The 22,898-nt window shown below is 60.9% G+C and carries 21 protein-coding genes; 14 read left to right on the top strand and 7 right to left on the bottom strand.

Annotated elements, in window-relative coordinates:
- Positions 1–4 precede the first annotated feature (4 nt).
- The gene (locus PPGU16_RS37575) at positions 5–1,024 is read right to left on the bottom strand and encodes a Gfo/Idh/MocA family protein (RefSeq protein WP_180725877.1); all 1,020 of its coding nucleotides are present in this window, start codon (positions 1,022–1,024) and stop codon (positions 5–7) included.
- A 176-nt stretch (positions 1,025–1,200) separates the two neighbouring features.
- Between PPGU16_RS37575 and PPGU16_RS37570 the strand changes: the two genes are divergently transcribed.
- Positions 1,201–2,217 (top strand): LacI family DNA-binding transcriptional regulator, encoded by a 1,017-nt coding sequence (locus PPGU16_RS37570; protein WP_243460690.1) that lies wholly within the window; start codon positions 1,201–1,203, stop codon positions 2,215–2,217.
- Between the two features lie 375 nt (positions 2,218–2,592).
- On the opposite strand, the gene PPGU16_RS37565 is transcribed toward PPGU16_RS37570, so the two are convergent.
- The 4 genes from PPGU16_RS37565 to PPGU16_RS37550 all read right to left on the bottom strand — a co-directional run bounded on the left by PPGU16_RS37565 (position 2,593) and on the right by PPGU16_RS37550 (position 5,427).
- Positions 2,593–3,150, bottom strand: coding sequence for a GNAT family N-acetyltransferase (locus PPGU16_RS37565; RefSeq protein WP_180725875.1), 558 nt, complete (start codon positions 3,148–3,150; stop codon positions 2,593–2,595).
- 17 nt (positions 3,151–3,167) lie between these two features.
- Positions 3,168–3,635, bottom strand: a complete 468-nt coding sequence (locus PPGU16_RS37560; RefSeq protein WP_180725874.1) for a hypothetical protein — start codon at positions 3,633–3,635, stop codon at positions 3,168–3,170.
- 111 nt (positions 3,636–3,746) lie between these two features.
- Positions 3,747–4,844 carry a hypothetical protein gene (locus PPGU16_RS37555; RefSeq protein ID WP_243460689.1) on the bottom strand — a complete coding sequence of 366 codons (1,098 nt, stop codon included), beginning with the start codon at positions 4,842–4,844 and terminating at the stop codon, positions 3,747–3,749.
- 157 nt (positions 4,845–5,001) lie between these two features.
- A complete protein-coding gene (locus tag PPGU16_RS37550; RefSeq protein WP_180725873.1) occupies positions 5,002–5,427 on the bottom strand; it encodes a response regulator transcription factor in 426 nt (141 codons plus the stop codon).
- Positions 5,428–5,855: 428 nt separating this feature from the next.
- On the opposite strand from PPGU16_RS37550, the gene PPGU16_RS37545 reads away from it, so the two are divergent.
- The 7 genes from PPGU16_RS37545 to PPGU16_RS37515 all read left to right on the top strand — a co-directional run bounded on the left by PPGU16_RS37545 (position 5,856) and on the right by PPGU16_RS37515 (position 11,248).
- A complete protein-coding gene (locus PPGU16_RS37545) occupies positions 5,856–6,290 on the top strand; it encodes a VOC family protein (protein ID WP_180725872.1) in 435 nt (144 codons plus the stop codon).
- A gap of 77 nt (positions 6,291–6,367) precedes the next feature.
- Positions 6,368–6,997 carry a TetR/AcrR family transcriptional regulator gene (locus tag PPGU16_RS37540; RefSeq protein WP_238271756.1) on the top strand — a complete coding sequence of 210 codons (630 nt, stop codon included), beginning with the start codon at positions 6,368–6,370 and terminating at the stop codon, positions 6,995–6,997.
- A 71-nt stretch (positions 6,998–7,068) separates the two neighbouring features.
- A complete protein-coding gene (locus tag PPGU16_RS37535) occupies positions 7,069–7,914 on the top strand; it encodes an SDR family NAD(P)-dependent oxidoreductase (RefSeq protein WP_180725871.1) in 846 nt (281 codons plus the stop codon).
- A 46-nt stretch (positions 7,915–7,960) separates the two neighbouring features.
- Positions 7,961–8,818 carry an SDR family NAD(P)-dependent oxidoreductase gene (locus PPGU16_RS37530; RefSeq protein WP_180725870.1) on the top strand — a complete coding sequence of 286 codons (858 nt, stop codon included), beginning with the start codon at positions 7,961–7,963 and terminating at the stop codon, positions 8,816–8,818.
- 3 nt (positions 8,819–8,821) lie between these two features.
- Positions 8,822–9,496, top strand: a complete 675-nt coding sequence (locus tag PPGU16_RS37525; protein WP_180725869.1) for a Rossmann-fold NAD(P)-binding domain-containing protein — start codon at positions 8,822–8,824, stop codon at positions 9,494–9,496.
- Between the two features lie 140 nt (positions 9,497–9,636).
- The gene (locus PPGU16_RS37520) at positions 9,637–10,482 is read left to right on the top strand and encodes an ureidoglycolate lyase (RefSeq protein WP_180725868.1); all 846 of its coding nucleotides are present in this window, start codon (positions 9,637–9,639) and stop codon (positions 10,480–10,482) included.
- A gap of 13 nt (positions 10,483–10,495) precedes the next feature.
- Positions 10,496–11,248, top strand: coding sequence for an SDR family NAD(P)-dependent oxidoreductase (locus PPGU16_RS37515; protein WP_180725867.1), 753 nt, complete (start codon positions 10,496–10,498; stop codon positions 11,246–11,248).
- Between the two features lie 3 nt (positions 11,249–11,251).
- On the opposite strand, the gene PPGU16_RS37510 is transcribed toward PPGU16_RS37515, so the two are convergent.
- Entirely contained in the window at positions 11,252–12,202 is a 951-nt protein-coding gene (locus PPGU16_RS37510; protein WP_180725866.1) for a LysR family transcriptional regulator, read from the bottom strand.
- Positions 12,203–12,367: 165 nt separating this feature from the next.
- Here PPGU16_RS37510 and PPGU16_RS37505 point away from each other — a divergent pair, with 165 nt between their 5' ends.
- The 6 genes from PPGU16_RS37505 (at position 12,368) to PPGU16_RS37480 (ending at position 21,520) form a co-directional block, all read left to right on the top strand.
- The gene (locus PPGU16_RS37505) at positions 12,368–14,101 is read left to right on the top strand and encodes an IlvD/Edd family dehydratase (protein WP_180725865.1); all 1,734 of its coding nucleotides are present in this window, start codon (positions 12,368–12,370) and stop codon (positions 14,099–14,101) included.
- A gap of 11 nt (positions 14,102–14,112) precedes the next feature.
- On the top strand, positions 14,113–15,702 hold the full coding sequence (locus PPGU16_RS37500; RefSeq protein ID WP_180725864.1) for an aldehyde dehydrogenase (NADP(+)): 1,590 nt from the start codon (positions 14,113–14,115) through the stop codon (positions 15,700–15,702).
- Between the two features lie 196 nt (positions 15,703–15,898).
- Positions 15,899–17,248, top strand: coding sequence for an MFS transporter (locus PPGU16_RS37495; RefSeq protein ID WP_180725863.1), 1,350 nt, complete (start codon positions 15,899–15,901; stop codon positions 17,246–17,248).
- Positions 17,249–17,291: 43 nt separating this feature from the next.
- Positions 17,292–18,221 (top strand): dihydrodipicolinate synthase family protein, encoded by a 930-nt coding sequence (locus tag PPGU16_RS37490; RefSeq protein WP_180725862.1) that lies wholly within the window; start codon positions 17,292–17,294, stop codon positions 18,219–18,221.
- A 142-nt stretch (positions 18,222–18,363) separates the two neighbouring features.
- Complete coding sequence (locus PPGU16_RS37485; protein WP_180725861.1) at positions 18,364–19,683, top strand: MFS transporter; 1,320 nt, start codon at positions 18,364–18,366, stop codon at positions 19,681–19,683.
- 697 nt (positions 19,684–20,380) lie between these two features.
- On the top strand, positions 20,381–21,520 hold the full coding sequence (locus PPGU16_RS37480; RefSeq protein ID WP_180725860.1) for an IS481 family transposase: 1,140 nt from the start codon (positions 20,381–20,383) through the stop codon (positions 21,518–21,520).
- A 160-nt stretch (positions 21,521–21,680) separates the two neighbouring features.
- Here the strand turns inward: PPGU16_RS37480 and prpF are convergent, their stop codons facing one another.
- Complete coding sequence (prpF, locus tag PPGU16_RS37475) at positions 21,681–22,862, bottom strand: 2-methylaconitate cis-trans isomerase PrpF (protein WP_180725859.1); 1,182 nt, start codon at positions 22,860–22,862, stop codon at positions 21,681–21,683.
- Positions 22,863–22,898: the final 36 nt, after the last annotated feature.

Here is a 22,898-nt window from a genome sequence, read left to right as displayed (position 1 = left end):
ACTTTTATTCAGCGAAACGGGATGGCACCGTCACGTGGCCGCCTGCTTCGGCGGACTTCACGAGCGACAGCGCGGCGACGAGCGAGCGATAACCGTCGACACCCGTCGCGGCAGGGTGCTGTCCTTCCGTGATCGAGCGATGGAATTGCGCGACTGCGGTGCAATACAGGTCGCGATGTTCGACTTCGATGTCTCGCGTGCCCTCTGCCGAGCGCAGCGTGATTTCGCCGACCGGGCGCTGCGTCATCACGTCCTTCGCGAACAGCGAACCCGCCGTGCCATGAATCTCGATCCCCGTAGGCGCGTAAGGCACGGTGAACGCATCGTGGAGTTGCGCGAGCACGCCGTTTTTGAAGCGCACGATCGCCATCACGCCGTCCGCGAGTCCCGCCGTCGACATCGCTCCCGACGACGTCATGGCGCTGACTTCGACGGGTTCGTCGTCGAGCAGGAAGCGCAGCGTGTCAATGTCGTGAACGGAGATGTCGAGAATCACGCCGCCGCCCGCATCGGGCCGCTCGATGCGCCAGCCGCGCAGATGCGGCGGCAGCGAGACCGCATGGAAGACGCGGACGAAGAGGGGCGTGCCGATCGCGCCAGCGCGAATGAGCTCGCGCATCTTCTGGTGCGTCGCCGCGCAACGCAGGTGATGGTTCGTGCCGAGCTTTACGCCGTGTGAGGCGCATGCTTCGATCATTTGCGCCGCTTCGTCTTCCGCCAGCGCGAGGGGCTTTTCGCACAGCACGTGCTTGCCGGCTTTTGCCGCCGCGAGCACTTGCGGCAGATGTTTCTCGTTGGTGCTGCTGATGTAGACGGCCGTGATAGACGGGTCGGCGAGTACGGCGTCGAGGTCTGCAGAGTGCGACGGGATGGCGTACTTTTTAGCAAACTCGCGTGCGCGCTCCGCGCTGCCGCTCACCACTGTGGCGATCTCACCGGCTGGCTGCGAGCGGATGGCATTGACCATCCATTCGTCGGCGATCGTGCTGGCGCCGATCAGCGCCCAGCGGATGTTTTCTATCATGTCTCTCTCCATTGGAACGTTCCAATTCGCGTTCGTTGGATCGTTCCAACAAACTGTAGTAGACTGATTTCACGATGTCAAATACTTTTTGGAACGTTCCAATTGTGCAAAGCAACATAAAATCCGGTCCGACCATTCAGGACATTGCCGCTGCGGCAGGCGTATCGAAATCGACGGTGTCGCTCGTTTTGCAGGAGAGTCCGCGTATCAAGGCCGAAACGGCAGACAAGGTGCGCGAGGCGGCTCGCGCGCTCGGCTATGTCTACAACCGCGGGGCGGCCATCCTGCGAGGACGGCGCAGCACGACGATCGGCATGGTGATCAACGATCTGACCAACCCGTTCTTTGTCGAATTGCTGGTGGCGATCGAGCGGGTGCTGGCTCAAGCCGGCTATACGACGTTGATGGCCCACACTGCCGAAAGCCTCGAAACGCAGACGAGGGTCTTGCGTTCCATGCGCGAGCAGAACGTCGCTGGCCTGATCATGTCTCCCGCACTCGGGACGCCGGATGCGTTGCCCGCCGAAATCCAGTCGTGGGGAATTCCCCTTGTACTGGTTATGCGTCCGATGGGGCCGGACGTCGATACCATCGGTGTCGATAACGACTACGGATTCGCACTGGCGACCGAGCATCTGATCGGGCAGGGGCATACGCGCATCGCTTTCGCTGGCAACAGGAAGGGTTACGCAGTCGCTAATCAGCGCAGGCAGGGCTATCTGTCGGCGATGGAGAAGCACTCGCTGCCTGTCGATGACGACTGGATCATCGATGTCCCATTGACGCCCGAGGGTGGGCGCAATGCCGTCCGCACGATCTTCGACATGAAGCCGCGCCCGACGGCGGTGGTTTGCTACAACGATCAGGTTGCAATCGGCGTGCTGCACGAACTCGACAGAATGGGCAAGCGCGCTGGCAAGGCTCTGGCTGTGGTGGGTTGCGACAATGTCGTCGCGGCCGAGCATACCAATCCGCCTTTGACGACGCTGTTCGCGGGCGCGGATAAGCTTGGCACCATTGCTAGCGAGACACTGTTGGCTCGACTGAGCGACACCTCTGAAGATGAAAAACCGCCAGTGCAATACTTTGCGGTGCCGGAACTCGTGGTCAGGGAATCGAGCATTGGCGCGGAGGCATCCCACGCCAACGCGGCGAAAAAAGCGCCGCGAAATCATGCGATTGTTGCTGAATAGGAGAGTCGTCCGTGCAAGTGCCACCTGCAGCAGCGATCCGGACTCCGCACCAGAACATGCGAGCAAAGCCGCGCAATCACGATCGTCGGTAAGAGCCGGATGACCGGCGAGGCTGATACATCCGGGTTTTGATGATCGTGGGATGCCGGGAGTCGAAAGCAACCGTTGGTCGGACTGCTTAACCGCTTATGAGACATTCGCCGGCAATGGGCGAGTGGCTCTTGAGGGTCGAAATGAGGCATTCGAGAGCACGAGCGAATCGCGCTTGACCCAGCCATTCGCCACCCCAGCAGCCTGCAGTGCAAACAGCACTGTCTCATCCACGCGTTCGCCCTGCCGCAAAGCGTCGCGGTTGCCGCATGATGTTATTCGGTGTTAGTCGCAACCGAGCGCTGCTCTCGGATGACGCATGACATCGACACGATACGTAAAAAGGGGCACCGGGTTTTCTGCGTCCTCAAACCTGTGCCAGTAAGCTTCCGCCACTTCCATGCCGGCTTTTTGAAGCACGCGTTGCGAACCGATATTGTCCCGATGCACACACGCGAATACCGGTTCAATTGCTTCGTTCGCATAGAGTAAGCGCAGCACGCATGAAACGATTTCGGTAGCGTATCCTCGTCCCCAGAACTCAGAGGCAAGCCAGAATTCCAGTTCGCCGCCTGAGGCTGGGACGGTGACTTCTCCGATAGGAACACCGTCCCGCCGCCTTGACGCAACGAAGTCGAAGCGCTCCGGACCAGCGATCGAAATCGCTGCTTCAAAGAGCGCTTCGGCATCGTGTATCGACACGATCATGCGCAATGCAGGCATCCAGACAAGTACAGCAGGATCGAATAGAAGTCGCGCCAAGGTCGACACGTCGTTACGCACTATCGGGCGCAACGCGACACGATCCGTATGGATGATCGTGTCGGGCAGGACGTCGAACATCGCGAACGAACCACTTATCACAGTACGCCGAGAATCGGCAAAAGAAACTGCTGCAAGAGTTGCGTCGCCGCATGATCCGCGGCCGCGATATTTCCTTGCCTTAGCGCCTGACTCAACGCGGAGAGGAGACCGACGACTACGCCCGGGACGACGACGTTGGGGACGTTGTTCGTTAGCCATGTCGTCATCTGAACCCAGCCTGGGCCATTGATGAATGCGTTGATCGCGTTGCCATCGTTCAACGCTACGGCAAGGTTCAGGAAGCAAGGTGGTAGTGCCGCGATGCTCTGCTGGAATGCTTGCGTGCCCATTTCGCACTTTGACAACTGCTGAAAGTTTCCTGTGAATGTTTTCAGCAGAGCGCCTAGAGGTGGTGTGTGCGCGGCAAGTTGCTGATTGATGCCTGCTATAAGGAACTGGGCATCGACAACGCCATTCTGACCCGGGTTGGCGTTGCCGAGGTTGAGCGGCGGGGGCTTTCTCATGATTTCACTCCTTGATTGCATGTTGCAGAACGTGACTCACCGGCAGCTTGGTGTGCAACTGCAAGGCATCACGATCTGGTGGTTTGACGATGGAACTCGAGGTCGTGGCGTTCAGCGTTCCTGAGCATGCGTCTGCCCAGGCCATACACCTGTCATCTCGATCTCGCGACGCCCCGTCAGCCATTGTCCGAGCGGGCTCGGCCAGTTAAAGCTGTAGTTGTCGCTGTTCATGACGCCCTGAAACCGTACGTTCACCTGGATATTTGTCGCGTTCAGCGGGATATTGCCGACCGTCTTCGATACGCCACCCGTCAATGAGAATTCGTCGTTGCGCCGCCCTTGTGGCGTGTCGTAACCGAGCTGGATGTGAGTCACGTAGGTGCATCCCGGCCGGTTGTTGAAGAAGATCTCGAATGCGCCGAGCCGGGTGATCCAGTTCGGAATCAGAAGGTTGCCGTCGAAGGATGCAACGGTGTAAGCGACAGGGATCGGACCTGCAGCGAGTTTTTCGGCCTGAAACGGCCACATGTGCTGATCGACGCTCTTGCTTTGATTGACCGACAGGAAAGAGCCATTGCCGTTAGCGCCACCCAGCATGTCGTGAATTGCGCTTGCCGACCCGGTCACCGAGAACGACGACCCATTGTCTTGAGAGCCAACGTTCAGTCCGCTATGTGCATAGATTGCACTGGTGACGACACCAAAGCCTTGCGCGATATTGCCGCCTGAACCCATGCTGACAGATTGCGCCTGTTCGGCTAACCACTTCAGCGTTTCCGGCTTTGTGAGCACAGTCAGATCGCCGATATACGATTCGCACGCAATGCCGAATTCGGAAGCGATCGACCCCACCGAAGAGAATTCCCATTTGACTTCGACACCCGCCTCGACCTTCGTGCCCGTGTCGGGGTCGGTGCCCGACCCATCCAGCTTTACATTGCTTTCGTTGCGATGGACATTGTTCGACGACAGCTTCCACTGATTAGGTACATCGCGAGTGGCGACGGTTATCCCCGGCGTTTCTTCCTTGACTAGCGTGAAGTCTCCGGTGTCCGGAGTAATAATGCCGACGGCCCCGGGTTTCAGTTTCGGCGACAGTGTCCAGTTGCCCCAGCAGGCGGGACGCCCATTTCGCAATAAGTCGGTAAAAGCTCGATTCCAGTTCATGATTTGCCTCAGAGGTAGAAATGAACCCTTGATGGGCGACACCGTGAAAAAGATGCCGCTGGCTTCAGTGTTGTTCCTGAAATCGGCTTCGGGTATTACTCGAAATACGTAGGGTCAAAATTTTCGTTTTTATACCAATGCGATGGATTATTTCCGAATTTAGGTAATCGTCATTGGATGATGCAAAAATGGAAACCGATCAGTCGTCTAAATCAGGTTTTGAAATAGTGTTTGCGATCCTGATTAGCGACGCCAGCGTATTGGGAGAGATTTTTTTTCTGATATTTTCAATGTGCTTGCTGACCGTCCGGTGGCTGATGCATAAGATTTTTCCAATTTCCTTACTGGTTCGACCTCTTGACAGCTCGCGCAGTATGCCGACCTCACGCGAGGTCAGTGAAAGCATTGTTGAGTCGGGGGCGTGCGTTGAGGCATCGGGTGATCGAGACACGCAAAACGACACGAGTTGCGCCGATGTGTGCAAATCGAATTTTCTGGATATGTTGCTTCGATGTTTTTGGACCGTGAACACGGTCACCCGGAGTTCTGCTGCAATGTGTGCGGTTGGTTTTCCTTCTGCAATCAATGCGACGATCTGTGCTTCACGCTTCGTCAGATTTGACATCTAACTTGCGGAGTGAATTTATCGAGTTGTGTGGGTATAACGACTGAATTTGATGCTTCTGCGCACCGAATAACACAATTGGGGCTTTTGTCTCGTCGTTGCTTGTTGACTTTTCACGAGAAGTCCCCAGCGACTTGTAATTGAATTACGTTCGCACGTCGGATCGCGAAGATCGACGTCCATCGTTTGCTGCGGTGGAGAGCTAAAGCGGCGGAAAACGTTCGAAATGCAACGATGCCAGAGATGTGTATGTCATGTCTCGACAAGTTCGGCTGATTGTTAATCGAATTATTTGCTTCGGCGATGCACACGCCGCCCAGAGAGATCAGCGCCCGGATAGGCTTTTTCCCCGTAAAATCATTCACACGGCTCTATCTGGACGCTCATTCACAACACGCACGACACCGTTGAACGGGAGACCGAAGGACATGACAGTCAAGCGAATGGACAACGTCCTGATAGTTGTCGACGATCTCGAAGCGGTGATGGCATTCTTTATCGAGCTGGGTCTCGCGTTCGAGGGCCAAACTACGGTTGAAGGGCCTTCTGTCGGGAGCCTCATAGGGCTCGGAGACGTCCGGGCCACCATCGCGATGCTGCGGACTCCGGACGGGCAGGGAATTGAACTGGACAAATTTCACACGCCAGATGCGGTCAGGTTTGGACCCGTGGAGGCGCCAGTGAACGCTCTCGGTCTCAGGCGCATCATGTTTGCCGTCGAGGACATCGATGCGGTCGTAACACGGATGCAGGCACACGGCGCAGAACTCATCGGCCGGATGAATTACGAGAACTCATACCGGCTCGCCTATATTCGTGGGCCCGAAGGCATCATCGTCGGGCTTGCCGAGCAAGTCGGATAACGGCAAGCGGCTCGCACGCGCGACAATCACCGTGCAGGCAGGACCCGGGTGCCCCGGCATGAGAACGACACCCACGTTTGCCTCGCTCAAAAAAGACGATTATACTTGAGCAAGTAATCAATCATTTAAGGCAGCCGATGGCGCGTCCGTTAAGTCCCGAAAAGCGTAGCGCCCTGTTGGAATCGGCGACACAAGCCGTTGCAGAGTTGGGTGTGCAGGCGACTACGGCGAGCATCGCGCGGCGCGCTGGCGTCGCAGAGGGCACCCTGTTCACGTACTTCGAGAGCAAGGAGGCGCTGTTTCAGGAGTTGTATCTGCACCTCAAAGGCGGCCTCGCCGGCGCGGTGATGCCGGACTATCCTGTGGACGCCGATTATATGCAACGCATGCAGCACGTCTTCGAACGTTATGTGAGCTGGGGCCTCGCCAATCCGCCTGCGCGGTTCGCTGTCGCCCGGCTTGCGGGTTCGGGGCAGATATCGGACGACACGCGATCGCTGGGCATGGAGCCGTTTCTGGCCGTCGCCCAGATGATGCAGGATGGCGTGCGCGACGGCGTACTGGTCCGCGCGCCGATCAGCTTTCTCTCGTCGTTGATCGAGCACATTGCCGATACGACGATCGAGCATATCGAGAGGCATCCCAAAGACGCCCGGCTGCAAAGGAAGCTTGGCTTTCGCGTTCTGTGGCGCGCAATCACAGCGTAATTTTTTAGGTAATTAATGAGTGATTGGGCGCTCATTTATATGTGGCTACATGATTCGTTAAAGGAGAAGGCATGTCCAGTCAGAAGTGGTTCATCTCGGGAGCCTCGGGTGGGCTCGGGCTCGCCATCACGGAAAAAGTGCTGGCGCAGGGTCATCGGGTGGTTGCAGCGGTGCGTCGTATCGACGGAATGCGGACACTGCAGCAGGCGTATCCGGACCGGATCGAAGCGGAGTCGGTGGACGTGACCGATCTCGAACAGGTTCAAGCGGCCGCGGCACGCCATCCCGATGTCGACGTCGTGGTCAACAATGCAGGCGGTGCGGTGATCGGCGCGATGGAGGAAATGAGCGAGGCCGATATTCAGCAGCAGATCGCGCTGAACCTGCTTGCGCCGATCCATATGACGCGTGCGTTTCTCGGCGGGATGCGCGCCAGAAAGCGCGGCATGTTCATTCATGTCAGCAGTGTCGGAGGACGTGCCGCGTTCGCCGGAGGCTCGCTGTATCACGCTGCGAAGTTCGGTCTGGAGGGTTTCGCCGAGTCCGTCAGCCAGGAGGTTGCCGAGTTCGGTATCAAGACCGTCATTATCGAACCTGGCTCCATCAAGACGGGCTTCGTGGCCAATATCCGCTGGACGCCGGAACTCGACGCCTACAAGGACGGCGCGGTTGGCAAGCTGCGTCGATGGCTCGAGGAACACGGTGAAACCAGTGTTTCGGGCGACCCGGTGAAAATGGCCGAGGCAATCTATACGATCAGCCAGATGCCGGAGCCGCCGCTGCGCACCGTGCTCGGCGGCGATGCTTACGCTGTGCTCGAAGCGGGCTATAGCCGGAGTCTGGCTGCGCTGCAAGCGCAAAAGGATCTCGCCGGATCGGTGATGTTCCAGGGTAAGACTGGCTTCATGCCCGAGTGAGGATCTCCCTCCGAAATCACAGCGTATATCAAAGGATTAAACGATCATGTCCAAAGTCTGGGTGATTAGCGGTGCGTCCCGCGGTTTAGGCCGTGTCATTCTCGAAGCCGCGCTGGAGGCAGGCGCCAACGTGCTGGCCACTGCGCGCGACATCACGCGCTTCTCGGATTTGCAGGCGCGGTACGGCAAGCGCCTCGCGACGTTCGAACTGGACGTCACGAACGAGTTGCAGGCGAAGGAGGCCGTGGCTGAAGCCTTGCACCGCTTCGACCGCCTGGATGTGCTGGTCAACAATGCTGGATACGGCCACATACAGCCCTTCGAGCACATGCCAGTCGACGATTTTCGCGCGCAGATAGAGACCAATCTCTTTGGCGTGATCAACCTCACGCGTGCAGCGATTCCGGTGATGCGTGCGCAGGCTGGCGGCGACATCTTTCAGGTATCGTCGGCGGGCGGGCGCATCAGCAGCCCGGGGCTCTCCGCTTATCAGGCGGCGAAATGGGCCGTAGGCGGATTCAGCGATGTGGTCGGCAAGGAAGTCGCGCCGTTCGGGATTCGCATTTGCACGCTCGAACCGGGCGGCATGCGTACCGAGTGGGGCCATGAGGCCCGCGCGACCTTGCAGCAACTTCCTCAAGACTACCAGGCATCGATGGGCGATTTCAAGGCGTTGATCGATGCATACGTCGGCCATGAAGTCGGCGACCCCGAGCGTGTTGCGAGGCTGATCGTGGCGCTCACGTCGAGTGCGACGCTACCCGCGCGGCTGCTGTTGGGCTCGGACGCATGGCAGGTGGTCGAAGCAGAAGAACACACGCGCCGCGAGACGATGCAGCGCTGGAAGGCGGTGACGCTCGCCGCCGATTTCGGCGCAGAATCGCCGCAATGGCCCACGGAGTAGACGATGCGTATTGTTCTGATCGGCGCGACGGGCATGGTTGGCGAAGGCGTATTGCGTGCGTGTCTGAAAGCACGCGACGTCACCGAAATCATCGTGATTGGCCGCCGCGCGCTACAGGGTTACGAGGATCCGCGACTCAAGGTGGTCATCACGCCGCATCTGGAGCGCTTTCAAGCCGAGGGCGACCTTTTCGCCAACATCGATGCGTGCTTTTTCTGCGTGGGTGTGTCGTCCTTCCGCATGTCCGAGGCGGCATACCGAGCAGTGACTTACGACCTCACGCTCCACGTCGCGCAACGACTGCTGCGCGCGAGTCCCGCGATGACGATGGTGTACGTGTCGGGCGCCGGCGCGGACAGCAGTGAGCGGGGCAAGACGATGTGGGCCCGTATCCGCGGAGAAACCGAGAATGCATTGCAGCGGCTCGCGTTTCGGCAAGTCGTGGTTTTTCGGCCCGCCGCCATCATTCCTGAGGACGGCATTCAGTCGCGCACCGCCGCGTATCGGTGGATGTATGTCGTGCTGAAGCCGTTTCTGATTCTGGCACGCCGCATTTGGCCGGAGCATGTGTTGACGACGTCGGTGATCGGCGACGCCATGCTCAACGCCGCGCGTCACGGAGCGCCGCAATTCATCCTGAACCCTGCGGATATTTATCGATTGTCCATCATCTCGTGATCAAACCGCCAGCCAACATCGGCTGAGGATAACCAGAAGTTATCACCCCCGCAGCAGCTTTCATTATTCAACCCCGCCCCGTTTCCCTACATTGTGCGGCAGACGCAATGTAGCTCAGTCAACTGGAAACGAGGAATCACATGAAATTGCTGCGATATGGCGCCCCGGGTCACGAAAAGCCCGGCATTCTCGACCGCAACGGTGCAACCCGCGACCTGTCTGGCGTGATCGACGATATCGCGGGCTCGACGCTGTTGCCCGAATCGCTGGAACGCCTGCGCCAGATCGACATCGACTCGCTGCCCATCGTCTCTGCAGAAGAACGCATCGGCGCGTGCGTGGGGCGCATCGGCAAGTTCATCTGCATCGGACTGAATTACGCGGACCACGCGGCCGAATCGAATCTACCCGTACCGAGCGAGCCGGTCGTGTTCGGCAAGTGGACCTCGGCAGTCGTCGGTCCGAATGACGACGTGCGCATTCCGCGCGGCTCGCAAAAGACCGACTGGGAAGTCGAACTGGGCGTTGTAATCGGCAAGGGCGGCACGTATATCGACGAAAGCGAAGCGCTCAGCCACGTCGCGGGCTATTGCGTCGTCAACGATGTCTCCGAACGCGAATACCAGATCGAGCGCGGCGGCACCTGGGACAAGGGCAAGGGCTGCGACACATTCGGCCCGATTGGCCCATGGCTCGTCACCGCCGACGAAATCCCCGACCCGCAGCGCCTGAGCCTGTGGCTCGAAGTGGACGGCAAGCGTTTTCAGAACGGCAACACGAGCACGATGATCTTCAACGTCGCGCAGATCGTTTCATACCTGAGCCGCTTCATGAGCCTGCAACCGGGCGATGTAATCTCGACGGGCACGCCACCGGGCGTTGGCATGGGGCACAAGCCCGAGCCCGTCTATCTGCGCGCGGGGCAGACGATGCGCCTCGGTATCGAAGGACTCGGCGAGCAGCAGCAACGCACCGTCGCCGCATAAAAGGAGCGCGCTGATGAACCAGTACGACTTCACGCAGCGTGCCGCCGTCGTCACGGGCGGCGCGCAAGGCATCGGCTATGCGGTCGCGGAACGGCTGTTGCAGGGTAAGGCGCGCGTCGCGCTGTGGGACCGCGACGAAGCGGCGCTCGCCGAAGCGAAGGCAAGCCTCGCGCGCTTCGGCGATGTTCATACGGTGCTGGTGGACCTCACGCAGCGCGACGACGTGCAGGCGGCCACGCACGCAAGCGTCGCGCATCTCGGCGCCATCGACATTCTCGTGCACAGCGCAGGCATCGCAGGCGCCAATGCGCCCGTCGCCGACTACGCGCCCGACGAATGGACGCGCGTGATCGACGTCGATCTGAACGCGGCCTTTCACGTGAACCAGGCGGTGGTGAAGACGATGATCGCGCGCGGTTATGGGCGCATCGTCAATATCGCGTCGATTGCGGGCAAGGAGGGCAATCCGAACGCGAGCGCCTATAGCGCGGCGAAAGCCGGCGTGATCGCGCTGACGAAGAGTCTCGGCAAGGAAACCGCGCAGCACGATATCGCCGTCAACGCGATCACGCCCGCCGCGGCGCGCACCCGCATCTTCGAGCAGATGTCGCAGCAGCACATCGACTACATGCTGTCGAAGATTCCGCGCGGGCGCTTTGTCGAAGTGAAGGAAATCGCGGCGATGGTCGCGTGGCTTGTTTCTGCGGAAAACTCGTTCACGACGGGCGCGGTGTTCGATCTGTCAGGCGGCCGTGCCACCTATTGAGCGTCACGTAATCGCGCCGTAAAGCTCGCCCGCGACCTGCTTCAACGCGCGCACCACTTGCGTCGAAGCAGGCGACAGCAGTTGCCCGGTGCGCGTGATGATGCCGAAGTCGTCCATCCGCAGCGGCATGTCGAGCGGCAGGATCGACAGCAGACCGTGCGCCGCGTAGTAATGCGCGACCTCGGCGGCGAGCACGGCGAGCATGTCGCTTTGCGACAGCAGGCTCGTGACGAACAGCAGTTCCGCGCTTTCGACCACGTTGGACGGCGGCGCGAGGCTTTGACGCTGGAACATCAGCTCGAAGCGGTGGCGCAGCACGCTTTGCGCGGGCGGCACGACCCACGACGCGTCGACGACATCCGCCAGTGTCAGCGATTGCGCCGTCAGCAACGGATGACCTGAACGGGCGACAGCGAGCGCCTGTTCCTCAGCGAGAGGCTCGTAGCGCAGATGCAGCTTGTCATGTTCAACGGACAGCCGGCCGATCACGAGGTCGAGCTTGTCCTGCGCGAGGCTTTCGAGCAGCACATTGCTGCTGTCGATCTCGACGCTCACGCTCAAGCCGGGATGATGCTGCTTGACCTGCGCGATCGCGGCGGGCAGCAGGCTGACGGCGGGCGACGTGATCGTGCCGACGGCAACGCGCCCGAGCTGCCCCGATTTCAGCGCGAGCACTTCCTCGCGCGCCTGATCGAGACTGCCGACTACGGCGCGGGCGTGGCGAATCATGACCTCGCCGTAGAGCGTCGGCCGCATGCCGCGCGGCATCCGCTCGAACAGCGGCGCATCCAGCATCTCTTCCAGCTCGCGCAGCAGTTTCGAGGCGGCGGGCTGCGACATGCTCAGCGCGTCGGCGGCGCGGTGGATATTGCCTTCCTCGTCGAGCGCGACGAGCAGCAGCAATTGCCGCGTTTTCAGGCGCGTGCGGACGTACCAGGGGTTCGAATCGAGCATAAGGGTTAATACCAATAATTAAAGCGATATCAGTTCGACGCCAATTTTCATTAGAAAGATATCAGACCGCTTCGTAGACTTCTCTTTTTCCCATGATCCGCAACCACCATTCGTCTCTTCCCCAACGGTTGCGCATCCATCAGCACTTGCCTTCAGGAAGTAAGCATGTCGGATAAGAAAACGAAGCTGCGTTCGACCCAATGGTTCGGCACGGCCGACAAGAACGGCTTCATGTATCGAAGCTGGATGAAGAATCAGGGCATCCCCGATCACGAGTTCGACGGCCGGCCCGTCATCGGCATCTGCAACACGTGGTCGGAACTCACGCCGTGCAACGCGCACTTCCGCAAGATCGCCGAGCACGTGAAGCGCGGCATCTACGAAGCGGGCGGCTTTCCTGTCGAATTCCCCGTGTTTTCCAATGGCGAATCGAATCTGCGTCCCACCGCGATGCTCACGCGCAATCTCGCGGCGATGGATGTCGAAGAAGCGATTCGCGGCAATCCGATCGACGCCGTCGTGCTGCTGACCGGCTGCGACAAGACCACGCCCGCGCTGCTGATGGGCGCGGCAAGCTGCGACGTGCCTGCGATCGTCGTCACGGGTGGCCCGATGTTGAACGGCAAGCTCGACGGCAAGGACATCGGTTCGGGCACGGCCGTGTGGCAACTGCACGAATCGCTGAAGGCGGGCGAGATCGATCTGCACAAGTTTCTGTCGGCGGAAGCGGGCATGTCGCGCTCGGCAGGCACCTGCAACACGATGGGCACGGCTTCGACGATGGCGTGCATGGCCGAAGCGCTCGGCACCTCGCTGCCGCACAACGCGGCCATTCCCGCCGTCGACTCGCGACGCTACGTGCTCGCGCATATGTCGGGCATGCGTATCGTCGAAATGGCGCACGAAGGGCTCACGCTGTCGAAGATCCTCACACGCGAAGCGTTCCTGAACGCGATCCGCGTGAATGCCGCGATCGGTGGTTCGACCAATGCCGTGATTCACCTGAAGGCGATTGCGGGGCGTATCGGCGTGCAACTCGATCTGGACGACTGGGTGCGCATCGGCCGCAACACGCCGACGATCGTCGATCTGATGCCGTCGGGCCGCTTCCTGATGGAAGAGTTCTATTACGCGGGTGGCTTGCCTGCCGTGCTGCGGCGCCTGGGCGAAGCGGACCTGTTGCCGCATCCGGGCGCGTTGACGGCGAACGGCAAGGCGTTGTGGCACAACGTGATGGATGCGCCCATCTACAACGACGAAGTGATCCGTCCGCTCGACAAGCCGCTCGTGAAGGACGGCGGCATCCGCGTACTACGCGGCAATCTCGCGCCGCGCGGCGCGGTGCTGAAGCCTTCGGCGGCGACACCTGAGTTGCTCAAGCATCGCGGACGCGCCGTCGTATTCGAGAACTTCGAGCACTACAAGGCACGGATCGTCGACGAAACGCTCGACGTCGATGCGAACTCCGTGCTCGTGCTGAAGAACTGCGGACCGAAGGGTTATCCGGGCATGGCCGAAGTCGGGAACATGGGTTTGCCGCCGAAGCTGTTGCGTCAGGGTGTGAAGGACATGGTGCGCATTTCGGATGCGCGGATGAGCGGCACTGCGTACGGCACGGTCGTGTTGCACGTGACACCGGAAGCGGCAGACGGCGGGCCGCTTTCCGCCGTGCAGGACGGCGACTGGATCGAACTGGATTGCGATGCGGGCACGTTGCGCGTCGATATCAGCGACGAAGAACTGGCGCGCCGCCTCGAAAGCCACACGCCGCCTGACATGCCTGCGGGCGGCGGTTATCAGCGGCTGTATATCGATCATGTTTTGCAGGCGGACGAGGGGTGCGACCTGGACTTCCTCGTCGGTTGCCGGGGCGCTGACGTGCCGCGCCATTCGCATTGAGGAGAGAACATATGAACCTGACAGGTGAACTGCTGATTGGCGCGAGCGCGCGGCGTGGACAAGGCGCTGAGTTTCATGCCATTGACGCTGCAACGGAACAATCGCTGCAAGTGCCGACGTACTACAGCGCGCAATCAGGCGACGTCGACGAAGCCTGCACACTGGCCGAGAACGCATTCGACGCCTACCGCACGCTACCCGCGGAGCGTCGCGCACGCTTTCTCGACGATATCGCTGCACGTATCGAAGCACTCGGCGACGCGCTGATCGAACGCGCGATGAGCGAATCGGGCTTGCCGAAAGCGCGTCTCGAAGGTGAGCGCGCGCGCACGGCGAACCAGTTGCGCATGTTCGCAACGCTCGTGCGCAGCGGCGATGCACTCGATGCACGTATCGAACCGGCGCTGCCTGAACGCCAGCCGCCGCGCACCGATCTGCGTTTTCAGCGCATCGGCGTGGGTCCCGTCGCTGTGTTTGGCGCGAGCAATTTTCCGCTCGCGTTTTCGGTCGCGGGTGGCGATACAGCGGCGGCGCTTGCGGCCGGTTGTCCGGTTGTCGTGAAGGCGCATCCGGCACATCCAGGCACGTCGGAACTCGTGGGCCGTGCGATTCAGGACGCCGTACGTCACGCGGAGTTGCCCGAAGGCGTGTTCTCGATGCTGTTCGACGCGGGCCATGAAGTGGGCGCAGCGCTCGTCGCGCATCCGTCGATCAAGGCTGTCGGCTTCACCGGTTCGCGTGCAGGCGGACGCGCGCTGATGGCGATTGCGAACGCGCGCGCGGAGCCGATTCCCGTCTACGCGGAAATGAGCAGCGTGAATCCGAATCTGCTGATGCCCGCTGCGCTGGCCGCGCGCGCCGAAACGCTGGCGCGCGATTTCGTTGCATCGGTGACGCTGGGTTGCGGGCAGTTCTGTACGAATCCGGGCTTGATGCTCGGTATCGCGGGCGAAGGCTTCGAGCGTTTTGCTGCGACCGCCGCGCAGAGCATCGACGGCGTGCAAGCGGGCGTGATGCTGACGGGCGGCATTCTGCGCGCTTACGACGCAGGCGTCGAACGGTTCGCGGCGAATCCCGCGGTGACGACGCTCGCGCGCGGCAAGGCGCCCGAAGCGGGCAGCCGGCGCGCGCAAGCGGCATTGTTTCGCGTGAATGCAAAGAGTCTGCTTTCGGATCACACGCTTGCCGACGAAGTATTCGGCCCGTGCAGCGTGCTGGTCGAATGCGCAGACGCTGATGAGTTGCGCACGGTGTTGAACCGTATCGAAGGCCAGTTGACGATCACGCTGCATCTCGATGACGCCGATCAACCCGCCGTGCAAGCACTGCTGCCGATTCTCGAACGCAAGGCCGGCCGTATTCTCGCGAACGGTTTTCCGACGGGCGTCGAAGTCTGCGACGCGATGGTGCATGGCGGGCCATTCCCCGCGACATCGGATGGACGCAGCACGTCTGTCGGCACGGCGGCGATCGAACGTTACATGCGGCCTGTCTGCTATCAGAACCTGCCTGCCGCGTTGTTGCCCGAAGCGTTGCGCGATGCGAATCCGCTTGGCGTGCATCGGCGTGTTGCGGGACGGTACGAGCGGACGCCGGGTTGAACAAGCACGCCGTCAACGCAGACCATAACGATATAGCTACGCATGGGACCCGAGTAAAGAGCTAAAGCTCCAACTCTGGTCGACAGCTTTGCATGGGACCAGAGTAAGGAGCTAAAGCTCCAACTCTGGTCGACAGCTTTGCATGGGAACAGAGTAGGAGCTAAAGCTCCAACTCTGGTCGACAGGAGACATTGTAATGACCACACCCTACGCCAGTGCGCAGCAGGCCGCGCCCGCCGTCGATGCGGGCACGGCCGCGGCACTCGCCGACGAACAGCGGATCATGAGTCTGCTGGTTCGCCGGCTGATTCCATTTCTCGCGCTGATCTACGTCGTCGCCTATATCGACCGCTCCGTGGTCGGCTTCGCCAAGCTGCACATGAACGCGGCCGTCGGCATCAGTGACGCATCCTACGGCCTCGGCGCGGGGCTGTTCTTCATCGGCTACTTTCTGTGCGAAGTGCCGAGCAACCTCGCGCTCGAACGCTTCGGGGCGCGCGTATGGTTCGCGCGCATTCTGTTCACGTGGGGCGTCATCACGATGCTGATGTCGCTCGTCAGCGGACCGACGAGCTTCTACGTGCTGCGCTTTCTGCTCGGCGCGGCGGAAGCGGGCCTGTATCCGGGCATTCTGTACTTCCTCACGAAGTGGTTTCCGATGCGGCATCGCGCGCGCATCATCGGCTTGCTGGTGCTCGCGCAACCGCTTGCCGGGATTCTGACGGGACCCGTCGCGGGCTTCGTGCTGTCGACGCATGGCGTGTTCGGCCTGTCGAACTGGCAGACGCTGTTCGTGCTGAGCGGTCTGCCCGCCGTGCTGCTGTGCGTGCCGACGTTGCGCGTGCTGCCCGAGTCCCCCGCGAACGCGAAGTGGCTCGCGGCGTCGGACCGCGCGTGGATCGAACGCGAACTCGCCGCCGATAGCGCGTCGTATGGCCTGCAGTCGCACGGCAATCCGCTTGCGGCGCTGAAGGACAAACGCGTGTTGTTGCTCGCGCTGCTGTTTCTGCCGTTTCCGTTGAGCATCTACGGCTTGTCGTTGTGGCTGCCGACGATCATCAAGGCGTTCGGCGTCACCGATGCCGTGACGGGTCTGCTCTCCGCCGTACCGTATCTGTTCGCGGTGGTGGGACTGTGTGTGGTGCCGCGTCATTCGGATCGCAAGCGCGAACGGTATTGGCATATCGTCGTCGTGTCCGCCTTCGCGGCGCTGACGATGGCATTGAGCGCATGGACGCATACACCCGCGCTGCAATTTCTGTTCATCTGCCTGACGGCGTTCTCGCTGTATTCGATCCAGGCCGTCGTGTGGGCGCTGCCGGGCCAGTTCCTGTCGGGCGCGCGCGCAGCCGTCGGCATCGCGACGATCAACTCGCTCGCGAACCTGGGCGGCTACGTCGGGCCATATGGCATCGGCCTGATCAAGGATGCAACGGGCAGCCTCGCGTCCGGCCTTTACTTCCTGTCCGCGACGCTGCTGTTCGCCGTCGTGATCACGTTCGTCGTGCGGGCGTCGTTGCCCGAACCGAAGGCGCATGCGCGCTGATGCGCGTGTGACCCGTTCAAAACATTTCTAGCGGAACCCAAGCATGAACTCACAACGCACTCCACGTTATCGCGGCATCTTCCCCGTGGTGCCGACCACGTTTACTGAAACGGGCGCGCTCGATCTGGAAAGCCAGAAGCGCGTCGTCGATTTCATGATCGACGCAGGCTCGGACGGCCTGTGCATTCTCGCGAACTTTTCCGAGCAGTTCGCACTCTCCGACGACGAGCGCGAAACGCTCACGCGCGTCATGCTCGAACACGTCGCCGGCCGCGTGCCCGTGATCGTGACGACGAGTCACTACAGCAGCGCCGTGTGCGTCGAGCGCAGCCGCCGCGCGCAGGAGCAGGGCGCACAGATGGTGATGGTGATGCCGCCGTATCACGGCGCGACATTCCGTGTGCCCGAGGCGCAGATTTACGAGTTCTACGCGCGGCTGTCGGATGGCATCGATATCCCCATCATGATTCAGGATGCGCCCGCCAGCGGCACGGTGTTGTCGGCAGCATTCCTTGCACGGATGGCGCGCGAACTCGAACAGGTGTCGTACTTCAAGATCGAAACGCCGGGCGCGGCCGCGAAGCTGCGCGAGCTGATCCGACTCGGCGGCGAGGCAGTGGAAGGTCCGTGGGACGGCGAAGAAGCGATCACGCTGTTCGCGGACCTCAACGCGGGCGCGACGGGCTCGATGACGGGCGGCGGTTATCCCGATGGTATTCGCCCGATTCTCGAAGCGTTCCGCGAAGGCAAGCGCGATGAAGCGTTTGCGCACTATCAGCGCTGGCTGCCGCTGATCAACCACGAGAACCGTCAGACGGGTCTGCTCGCCGCGAAGGCGCTGATGAAAGAGGGCGGCGTGATCGCATGCGAGGCTCCGCGTCATCCGCTGCCGCCGATGCATCCCGACACGCGTGCCGAACTGATCGACATCGCGCGCAGGCTCGATCCGCTGGTACTGCGTTGGGGCAAGTGAACGCATAGTGCAATGCGCGTCAGCATCGGCGGCGACGCCGCAAGCTGACGCGCGCTTCGGCGGACAGACAGCCGAACCACTCCAGCCAGCATCAGATCGGACCATACAGAGTTCACAGCAGGCAACGAAAGGAGGAGACACGATGGATGACAAGCTCACGGCCACGCACGCGTCGGCCACAGGCGCAACGCGCATGAATTTTCGCTGGCACGTGCTGATCTGGCTGCTGCTAGGCGGGATCATCAACTACATGGACCGCGCGAGCCTGTCGATCGCGGCGCCCGGCATGATTCAGGATCTCGGCCTCACGCGCACGCAGATCGGCCTGCTCGGCACGGTGTTCGCCTGGACGTATGCGGTGATGCAATTGCCTGCGGGCTGGATCATCGACCGTTTCGGCGCAAAGAAAGCGTATGCGATCGGTATGATCTGGTGGAGTGTTGCGACGTGGCTGACGGGCGTGGTCGGCTCGATCTCCGGACTGATCGTGATGCGCGCGTTGCTCGCCGTCGGCGAAGCGCCTTGCTGGCCGACATCGGCGAAGATCACGGCGGCGTGGTTTCCGGGCAAGGAACGCGGTTTCGCGACGGGCATCTGGGACTCGTCGTCGAAGTGGGGGCCGGCGCTCGCGCCTGCCTTGCTGGTTGCGCTGATGATCGCGTTCGGCTGGCGCTCGCTGTTTCATGTGACGGGCGCGGTGGGCATCGCGTTCGCCATTCTGTTTTTGTTCCTTTATCAAAACCCGGTACAGAGCAAGCGTTTGTCGCGTGAAGAGTTCGCGTATATCGAAGCGGGCGGCGGCGGGCATGAGCGATCGCTGACGACGTCGTCGATCAAATGGCGCTCGCTGTTCGGGCATCGCAGTGTGTGGGGGATGATTCTCGGGTATTTCTGCGCGATCTGGCTGTGGAATCTGTTTCTCGTGTTCTTACCGCTTTATCTGCTTGATCGTTTTCATATTTCGCTTGCGCAGCTTGGGGTGTATGCGAGTATTCCGTGGTTCGGCGGTGCGCTTGGGGAGATCGTTGCGGGGTGGTTTGCGACCCGGCTGGTCGATCGCGGGGTGGCGTCTTCATTGGGCGCCAAGCGGATCATTATTGTTTGCTGTTCGCTCGGCGCAGCCGTGTGTGCGATTGCATTGCCGTTCACGCAGTCGATTACGATGACCATCGTGCTGATGACGGTTGGGCTTGCGTTTATTGCTGCGACGATTGGGAATGCGTGGGCGCTTGCGGCGGATATCGCGCCTTCGTCGATGGTGGCTTCGGTTAGTGCTATTCAGAATTTTGGAGGGTATTTTGGGGGGGCGTTTTCGCCTGTGGTGGCGGGGTTTATTGTGGACCGTACGGGCTCGTATTCACTGGCGTTCGTGAGCGGCGGCGCGATTGCTGGATGCGCTGCACTGTTTTATTGGTTTATGGCGAGGGAAAGGGTGGAGGCTGCCTCAAGCGCCGGCGGCTGATGGCTGGTTCGTTTTTTGTTTTTGTTTTTTCTGGCATCCGCGTGATGTTATTGGTTCGCAAGCGTTGCCCCTGTGCGGGGCGGCACCTACTTTTCTTTGCCGCCGCAAAGAAAAGTAGGCAAAAGAAAGCGGCTCACACCGCCAGTTCTAGTGTTTGCCTGAGGGCTCCCACAGGGTCTTACGCTTCACGCGGCAACCGCATGACCTATGCTCGTTGCTAGCGCTCTTGCAGTGCTCATCACCCGCTTCAAGCTCCCGCGTTACAGCATGGCGCGCCAAACATTCCACCGCCGCCCAGGTGGCAAACTGTGTGTAGGTCGTTGTGCCTCACGCGCCTCACTTCGGGCCGATAGCGCACGCGTTCCACCCTGTAAGAGCGCTACCCTTTGTGGCGCGACAACCTGCACACAGTTTGCCACCTGGGCGGCACAAACCGGTCGCTGCTGTTAGTCGGTGTACGGGTATTCGAAGCGGGTGAGGCGCTTAATCAGCGCGTTGGCAACGCACCTGAACAGCGAAGATGCCGTGTGAAGGATGGGGACGTTGGGGGCCCGTGGATGAGAACACGGGCTGGCGGTGTGAGCCGCTTTCTTTTGCCTACTTTTCTTTGCGGCGGTGTACAGACTGGAGACATCGCTGACAGGTGTACAGGGACATGACTGACACTTTCGGGTAATCAAACGCCCGGATTCCAACCATGCCCTGGGATGTAAAAGACACCATGAATCGTCGCGAAGATTTCGTCTGCGAGGCTGCCACACAGGCGGTCCCGTTCAGCGAGCTATGCCGTAAATTCAAGATCACCCGCCAGACCGGCTACAAGTGGCTCGCCCGCCACAAGTCTGAGGGTAGCAAGGGGCTGGCCGACCGCTCCCGGCGCCCGCTTCACAGCCCCACACGCTCACCGGAGCACATCGAGGCACTGGTGCTGGACCTGCGCCGCCAGCATGGCTGGGGCGGACGCAAGATCGCACGGCGCCTGCGCGATCTGGGCCAGATTGAGGTTCCCGCGCCCGCCACCATCACCGAGATCCTGCGACGCCACGGGCTCATTGATGAACAGGCGTCCCGCCAGCGCCAGCACTGGCAACGCTTCGAGCACGAGCATCCGAACTCGTTGTGGCAGATGGACTTCAAGGGCGACTTCCCGACCCTGGAGAGCGGGCGCTGCGCGCCGCTGACGGTCATCGATGACCACTCGCGCTACAACATCGTGCTGAGCGCCTGCGCGCGCACCACCACCGGGATCGTGCAGGCAGAGCTTGAGCGGGCGTTTCGCTGCTACGGGCTGCCATCGCGCATCAACACCGACAACGGCGCGCCGTGGGGCTCGCCCAGTGCGCCGGGGCAGCTCACCGAGCTCGCGGTCTGGCTGATCCGGCTGGGCATCCAGGTGAGCTACAGCCGCCCGTATCACCCGCAGACCAATGGCAAGGATGAACGGTTTCACCGCTCGCTGAAGGCCGAAGTGCTGGAGCGGCACACGTTCACCACGCACGCGCACGTGCAGCAGGTACTGGATCGCTGGCGGCAGGTGTACAACACCGAACGACCGCACGAGGCACTGGGGATGGCGGTGCCGGTCACCCGCTACGCGTGCAGCCTGCGCAGGATGCCGGAGCGGCTGCCCGAGCCCGAATACGGTTGCGGCGATGAAGTGCTACAGGTCAATGCAAGCGGCGTGGTGCGCGTGCGAGGCGAGAAAGTGAAGCTCTCGATTGCGCTCAAGGGGCTGCAGGTGGCAGCCCGCCCGAGCGAAGAAGACGACGGGGTGATCGAGATCTGGTTTGCCCATCAGCGAGTCGCAAAACTTGACCTGAAGACAGTAAAACCCTGACCATCATGTGTCAGCGATGTCTCTGTACATGTGTCAACCATGTCTCCAGTCTGTACACGGCGGCAAAGAAAAGTAGGTGCCCGCCCCGCACAGGGGCAACGCATGCGAACCAATAACATCACGCGGATGCCAGCGCAAACCAAACCAAAACAAAAAAACCTCAACCAGGCACTCTCACCCATCCCTCCATCAAAACCCGCGCACTCCGGCTCATGACGGCCTTCTTCACGGCCCACTCGCCGTCCTCGAGTGTCGCCACCGCACCAACCCGCAAAGTCCCCGATGGATGCCCGAAGCGCACAGCTTCCCTTTCCCCACCGCCAGCGGCAAGATTAACCAGTGTGCCAGGAATAGCCGCCGCAGTCCCAATAGCAACAGCCGCCGTCCCCATCATCGCGTGATGGAGCTTCCCCATCGACATCGCCCGCACGAGCAGATCGACATCTCCCGCAGCAACGGCCTTGCCGCTCGAAGCGGTATATCCGGAAGGCCGAGCCACGAACGCCACCTTAGGCGTATGCTGCCGCGTCGCGATCTCGTCGAGACTCTTGATCAAGCCCATCCGCAGCGCCCCATGCGCGCGAATCGTCTCGAACTTCTTCAGCGCCGCATCATCGCTATTGATCGCGTCCTGCAACTCGGTTCCCGTATAACCAATCGCGTCGGCATTGACGAAAATCGTCGGAATACCGGCATTGATCATCGTCGCCTTGAGCGTGCCGACGCCGGGCACTTCCAGATCATCGACGACGTTCCCCGTCGGGAACATCGCCCCGCCCGCGCCTTCTTCTTCTGCCGCAGGGTCCATAAACTCGAGCCGCACTTCGGCAGCAGGAAAAGTCACGCCATCCAGCTCGAAGTCCCCCGTCTCCTGCACGGAGCCCTGAGTCATCGGCACATGCGCAATGATCGTCTTGCCGATATTCGCCTGCCAGATTCGCACGACAGCAACGCCGTTATCCGGCACCCGGTCAGGATCGACAAGTCCGCCAGTAATCGCGAACGGTCCCACCGCCGCCGACAGATTCCCGCAATTCCCGCTCCAGTCGACAAACGGCTTGTCGATCGACACCTGGCCGAACAGATAATCCACATCGTGATCCGGCCTGCTGCTCTTCGCGACGATTACCGTCTTGCTCGTACTCGACGTCGCGCCGCCCATGCCGTCGATCTGCTTGCCATACGGGTCAGGGCTGCCGATCACGCGCAGCAGCAACGCATCGCGCGCGGCGCCCGGGACCTGCGCCGCTTCGGGCAAATCCTTCAGGCGAAAGAACACGCCTTTGCTGGTGCCGCCGCGCATATACGTCGCGGGAATCTTGATCTGAGGTGCGTGTGCCATGTGTTTTGATCCTGTTGAATCCGATGACGATCCGTC

The sequence above is a fragment of the Paraburkholderia largidicola genome, from assembly GCF_013426895.1.
Taxonomy (GTDB): domain Bacteria; phylum Pseudomonadota; class Gammaproteobacteria; order Burkholderiales; family Burkholderiaceae; genus Paraburkholderia; species Paraburkholderia largidicola.
This window is presented reverse-complemented; position numbering and strand designations above follow the sequence as displayed.

Coding starts and splice junctions, on each gene's coding strand:
- PPGU16_RS37530 (WP_180725870.1), top strand. CDS start 7,961: ATGTCCAAAGTCTGGGTGATTAGCGGTGCGTCCCGCGGTTTAGGCCGT.
- PPGU16_RS37510 (WP_180725866.1), bottom strand. CDS start 12,202: ATGCTCGATTCGAACCCCTGGTACGTCCGCACGCGCCTGAAAACGCGG.
- PPGU16_RS37495 (WP_180725863.1), top strand. CDS start 15,899: ATGACCACACCCTACGCCAGTGCGCAGCAGGCCGCGCCCGCCGTCGAT.
- PPGU16_RS37545 (WP_180725872.1), top strand. CDS start 5,856: ATGACAGTCAAGCGAATGGACAACGTCCTGATAGTTGTCGACGATCTC.
- PPGU16_RS37535 (WP_180725871.1), top strand. CDS start 7,069: ATGTCCAGTCAGAAGTGGTTCATCTCGGGAGCCTCGGGTGGGCTCGGG.
- PPGU16_RS37525 (WP_180725869.1), top strand. CDS start 8,822: ATGCGTATTGTTCTGATCGGCGCGACGGGCATGGTTGGCGAAGGCGTA.
- PPGU16_RS37505 (WP_180725865.1), top strand. CDS start 12,368: ATGTCGGATAAGAAAACGAAGCTGCGTTCGACCCAATGGTTCGGCACG.
- PPGU16_RS37515 (WP_180725867.1), top strand. CDS start 10,496: ATGAACCAGTACGACTTCACGCAGCGTGCCGCCGTCGTCACGGGCGGC.
- prpF (WP_180725859.1), bottom strand. CDS start 22,862: ATGGCACACGCACCTCAGATCAAGATTCCCGCGACGTATATGCGCGGC.
- PPGU16_RS37520 (WP_180725868.1), top strand. CDS start 9,637: ATGAAATTGCTGCGATATGGCGCCCCGGGTCACGAAAAGCCCGGCATT.
- PPGU16_RS37500 (WP_180725864.1), top strand. CDS start 14,113: ATGAACCTGACAGGTGAACTGCTGATTGGCGCGAGCGCGCGGCGTGGA.
- PPGU16_RS37480 (WP_180725860.1), top strand. CDS start 20,381: ATGCCCTGGGATGTAAAAGACACCATGAATCGTCGCGAAGATTTCGTC.
- PPGU16_RS37560 (WP_180725874.1), bottom strand. CDS start 3,635: ATGAGAAAGCCCCCGCCGCTCAACCTCGGCAACGCCAACCCGGGTCAG.
- PPGU16_RS37485 (WP_180725861.1), top strand. CDS start 18,364: ATGGATGACAAGCTCACGGCCACGCACGCGTCGGCCACAGGCGCAACG.
- PPGU16_RS37575 (WP_180725877.1), bottom strand. CDS start 1,024: ATGATAGAAAACATCCGCTGGGCGCTGATCGGCGCCAGCACGATCGCC.
- PPGU16_RS37565 (WP_180725875.1), bottom strand. CDS start 3,150: ATGTTCGACGTCCTGCCCGACACGATCATCCATACGGATCGTGTCGCG.
- PPGU16_RS37550 (WP_180725873.1), bottom strand. CDS start 5,427: ATGTCAAATCTGACGAAGCGTGAAGCACAGATCGTCGCATTGATTGCA.
- PPGU16_RS37490 (WP_180725862.1), top strand. CDS start 17,292: ATGAACTCACAACGCACTCCACGTTATCGCGGCATCTTCCCCGTGGTG.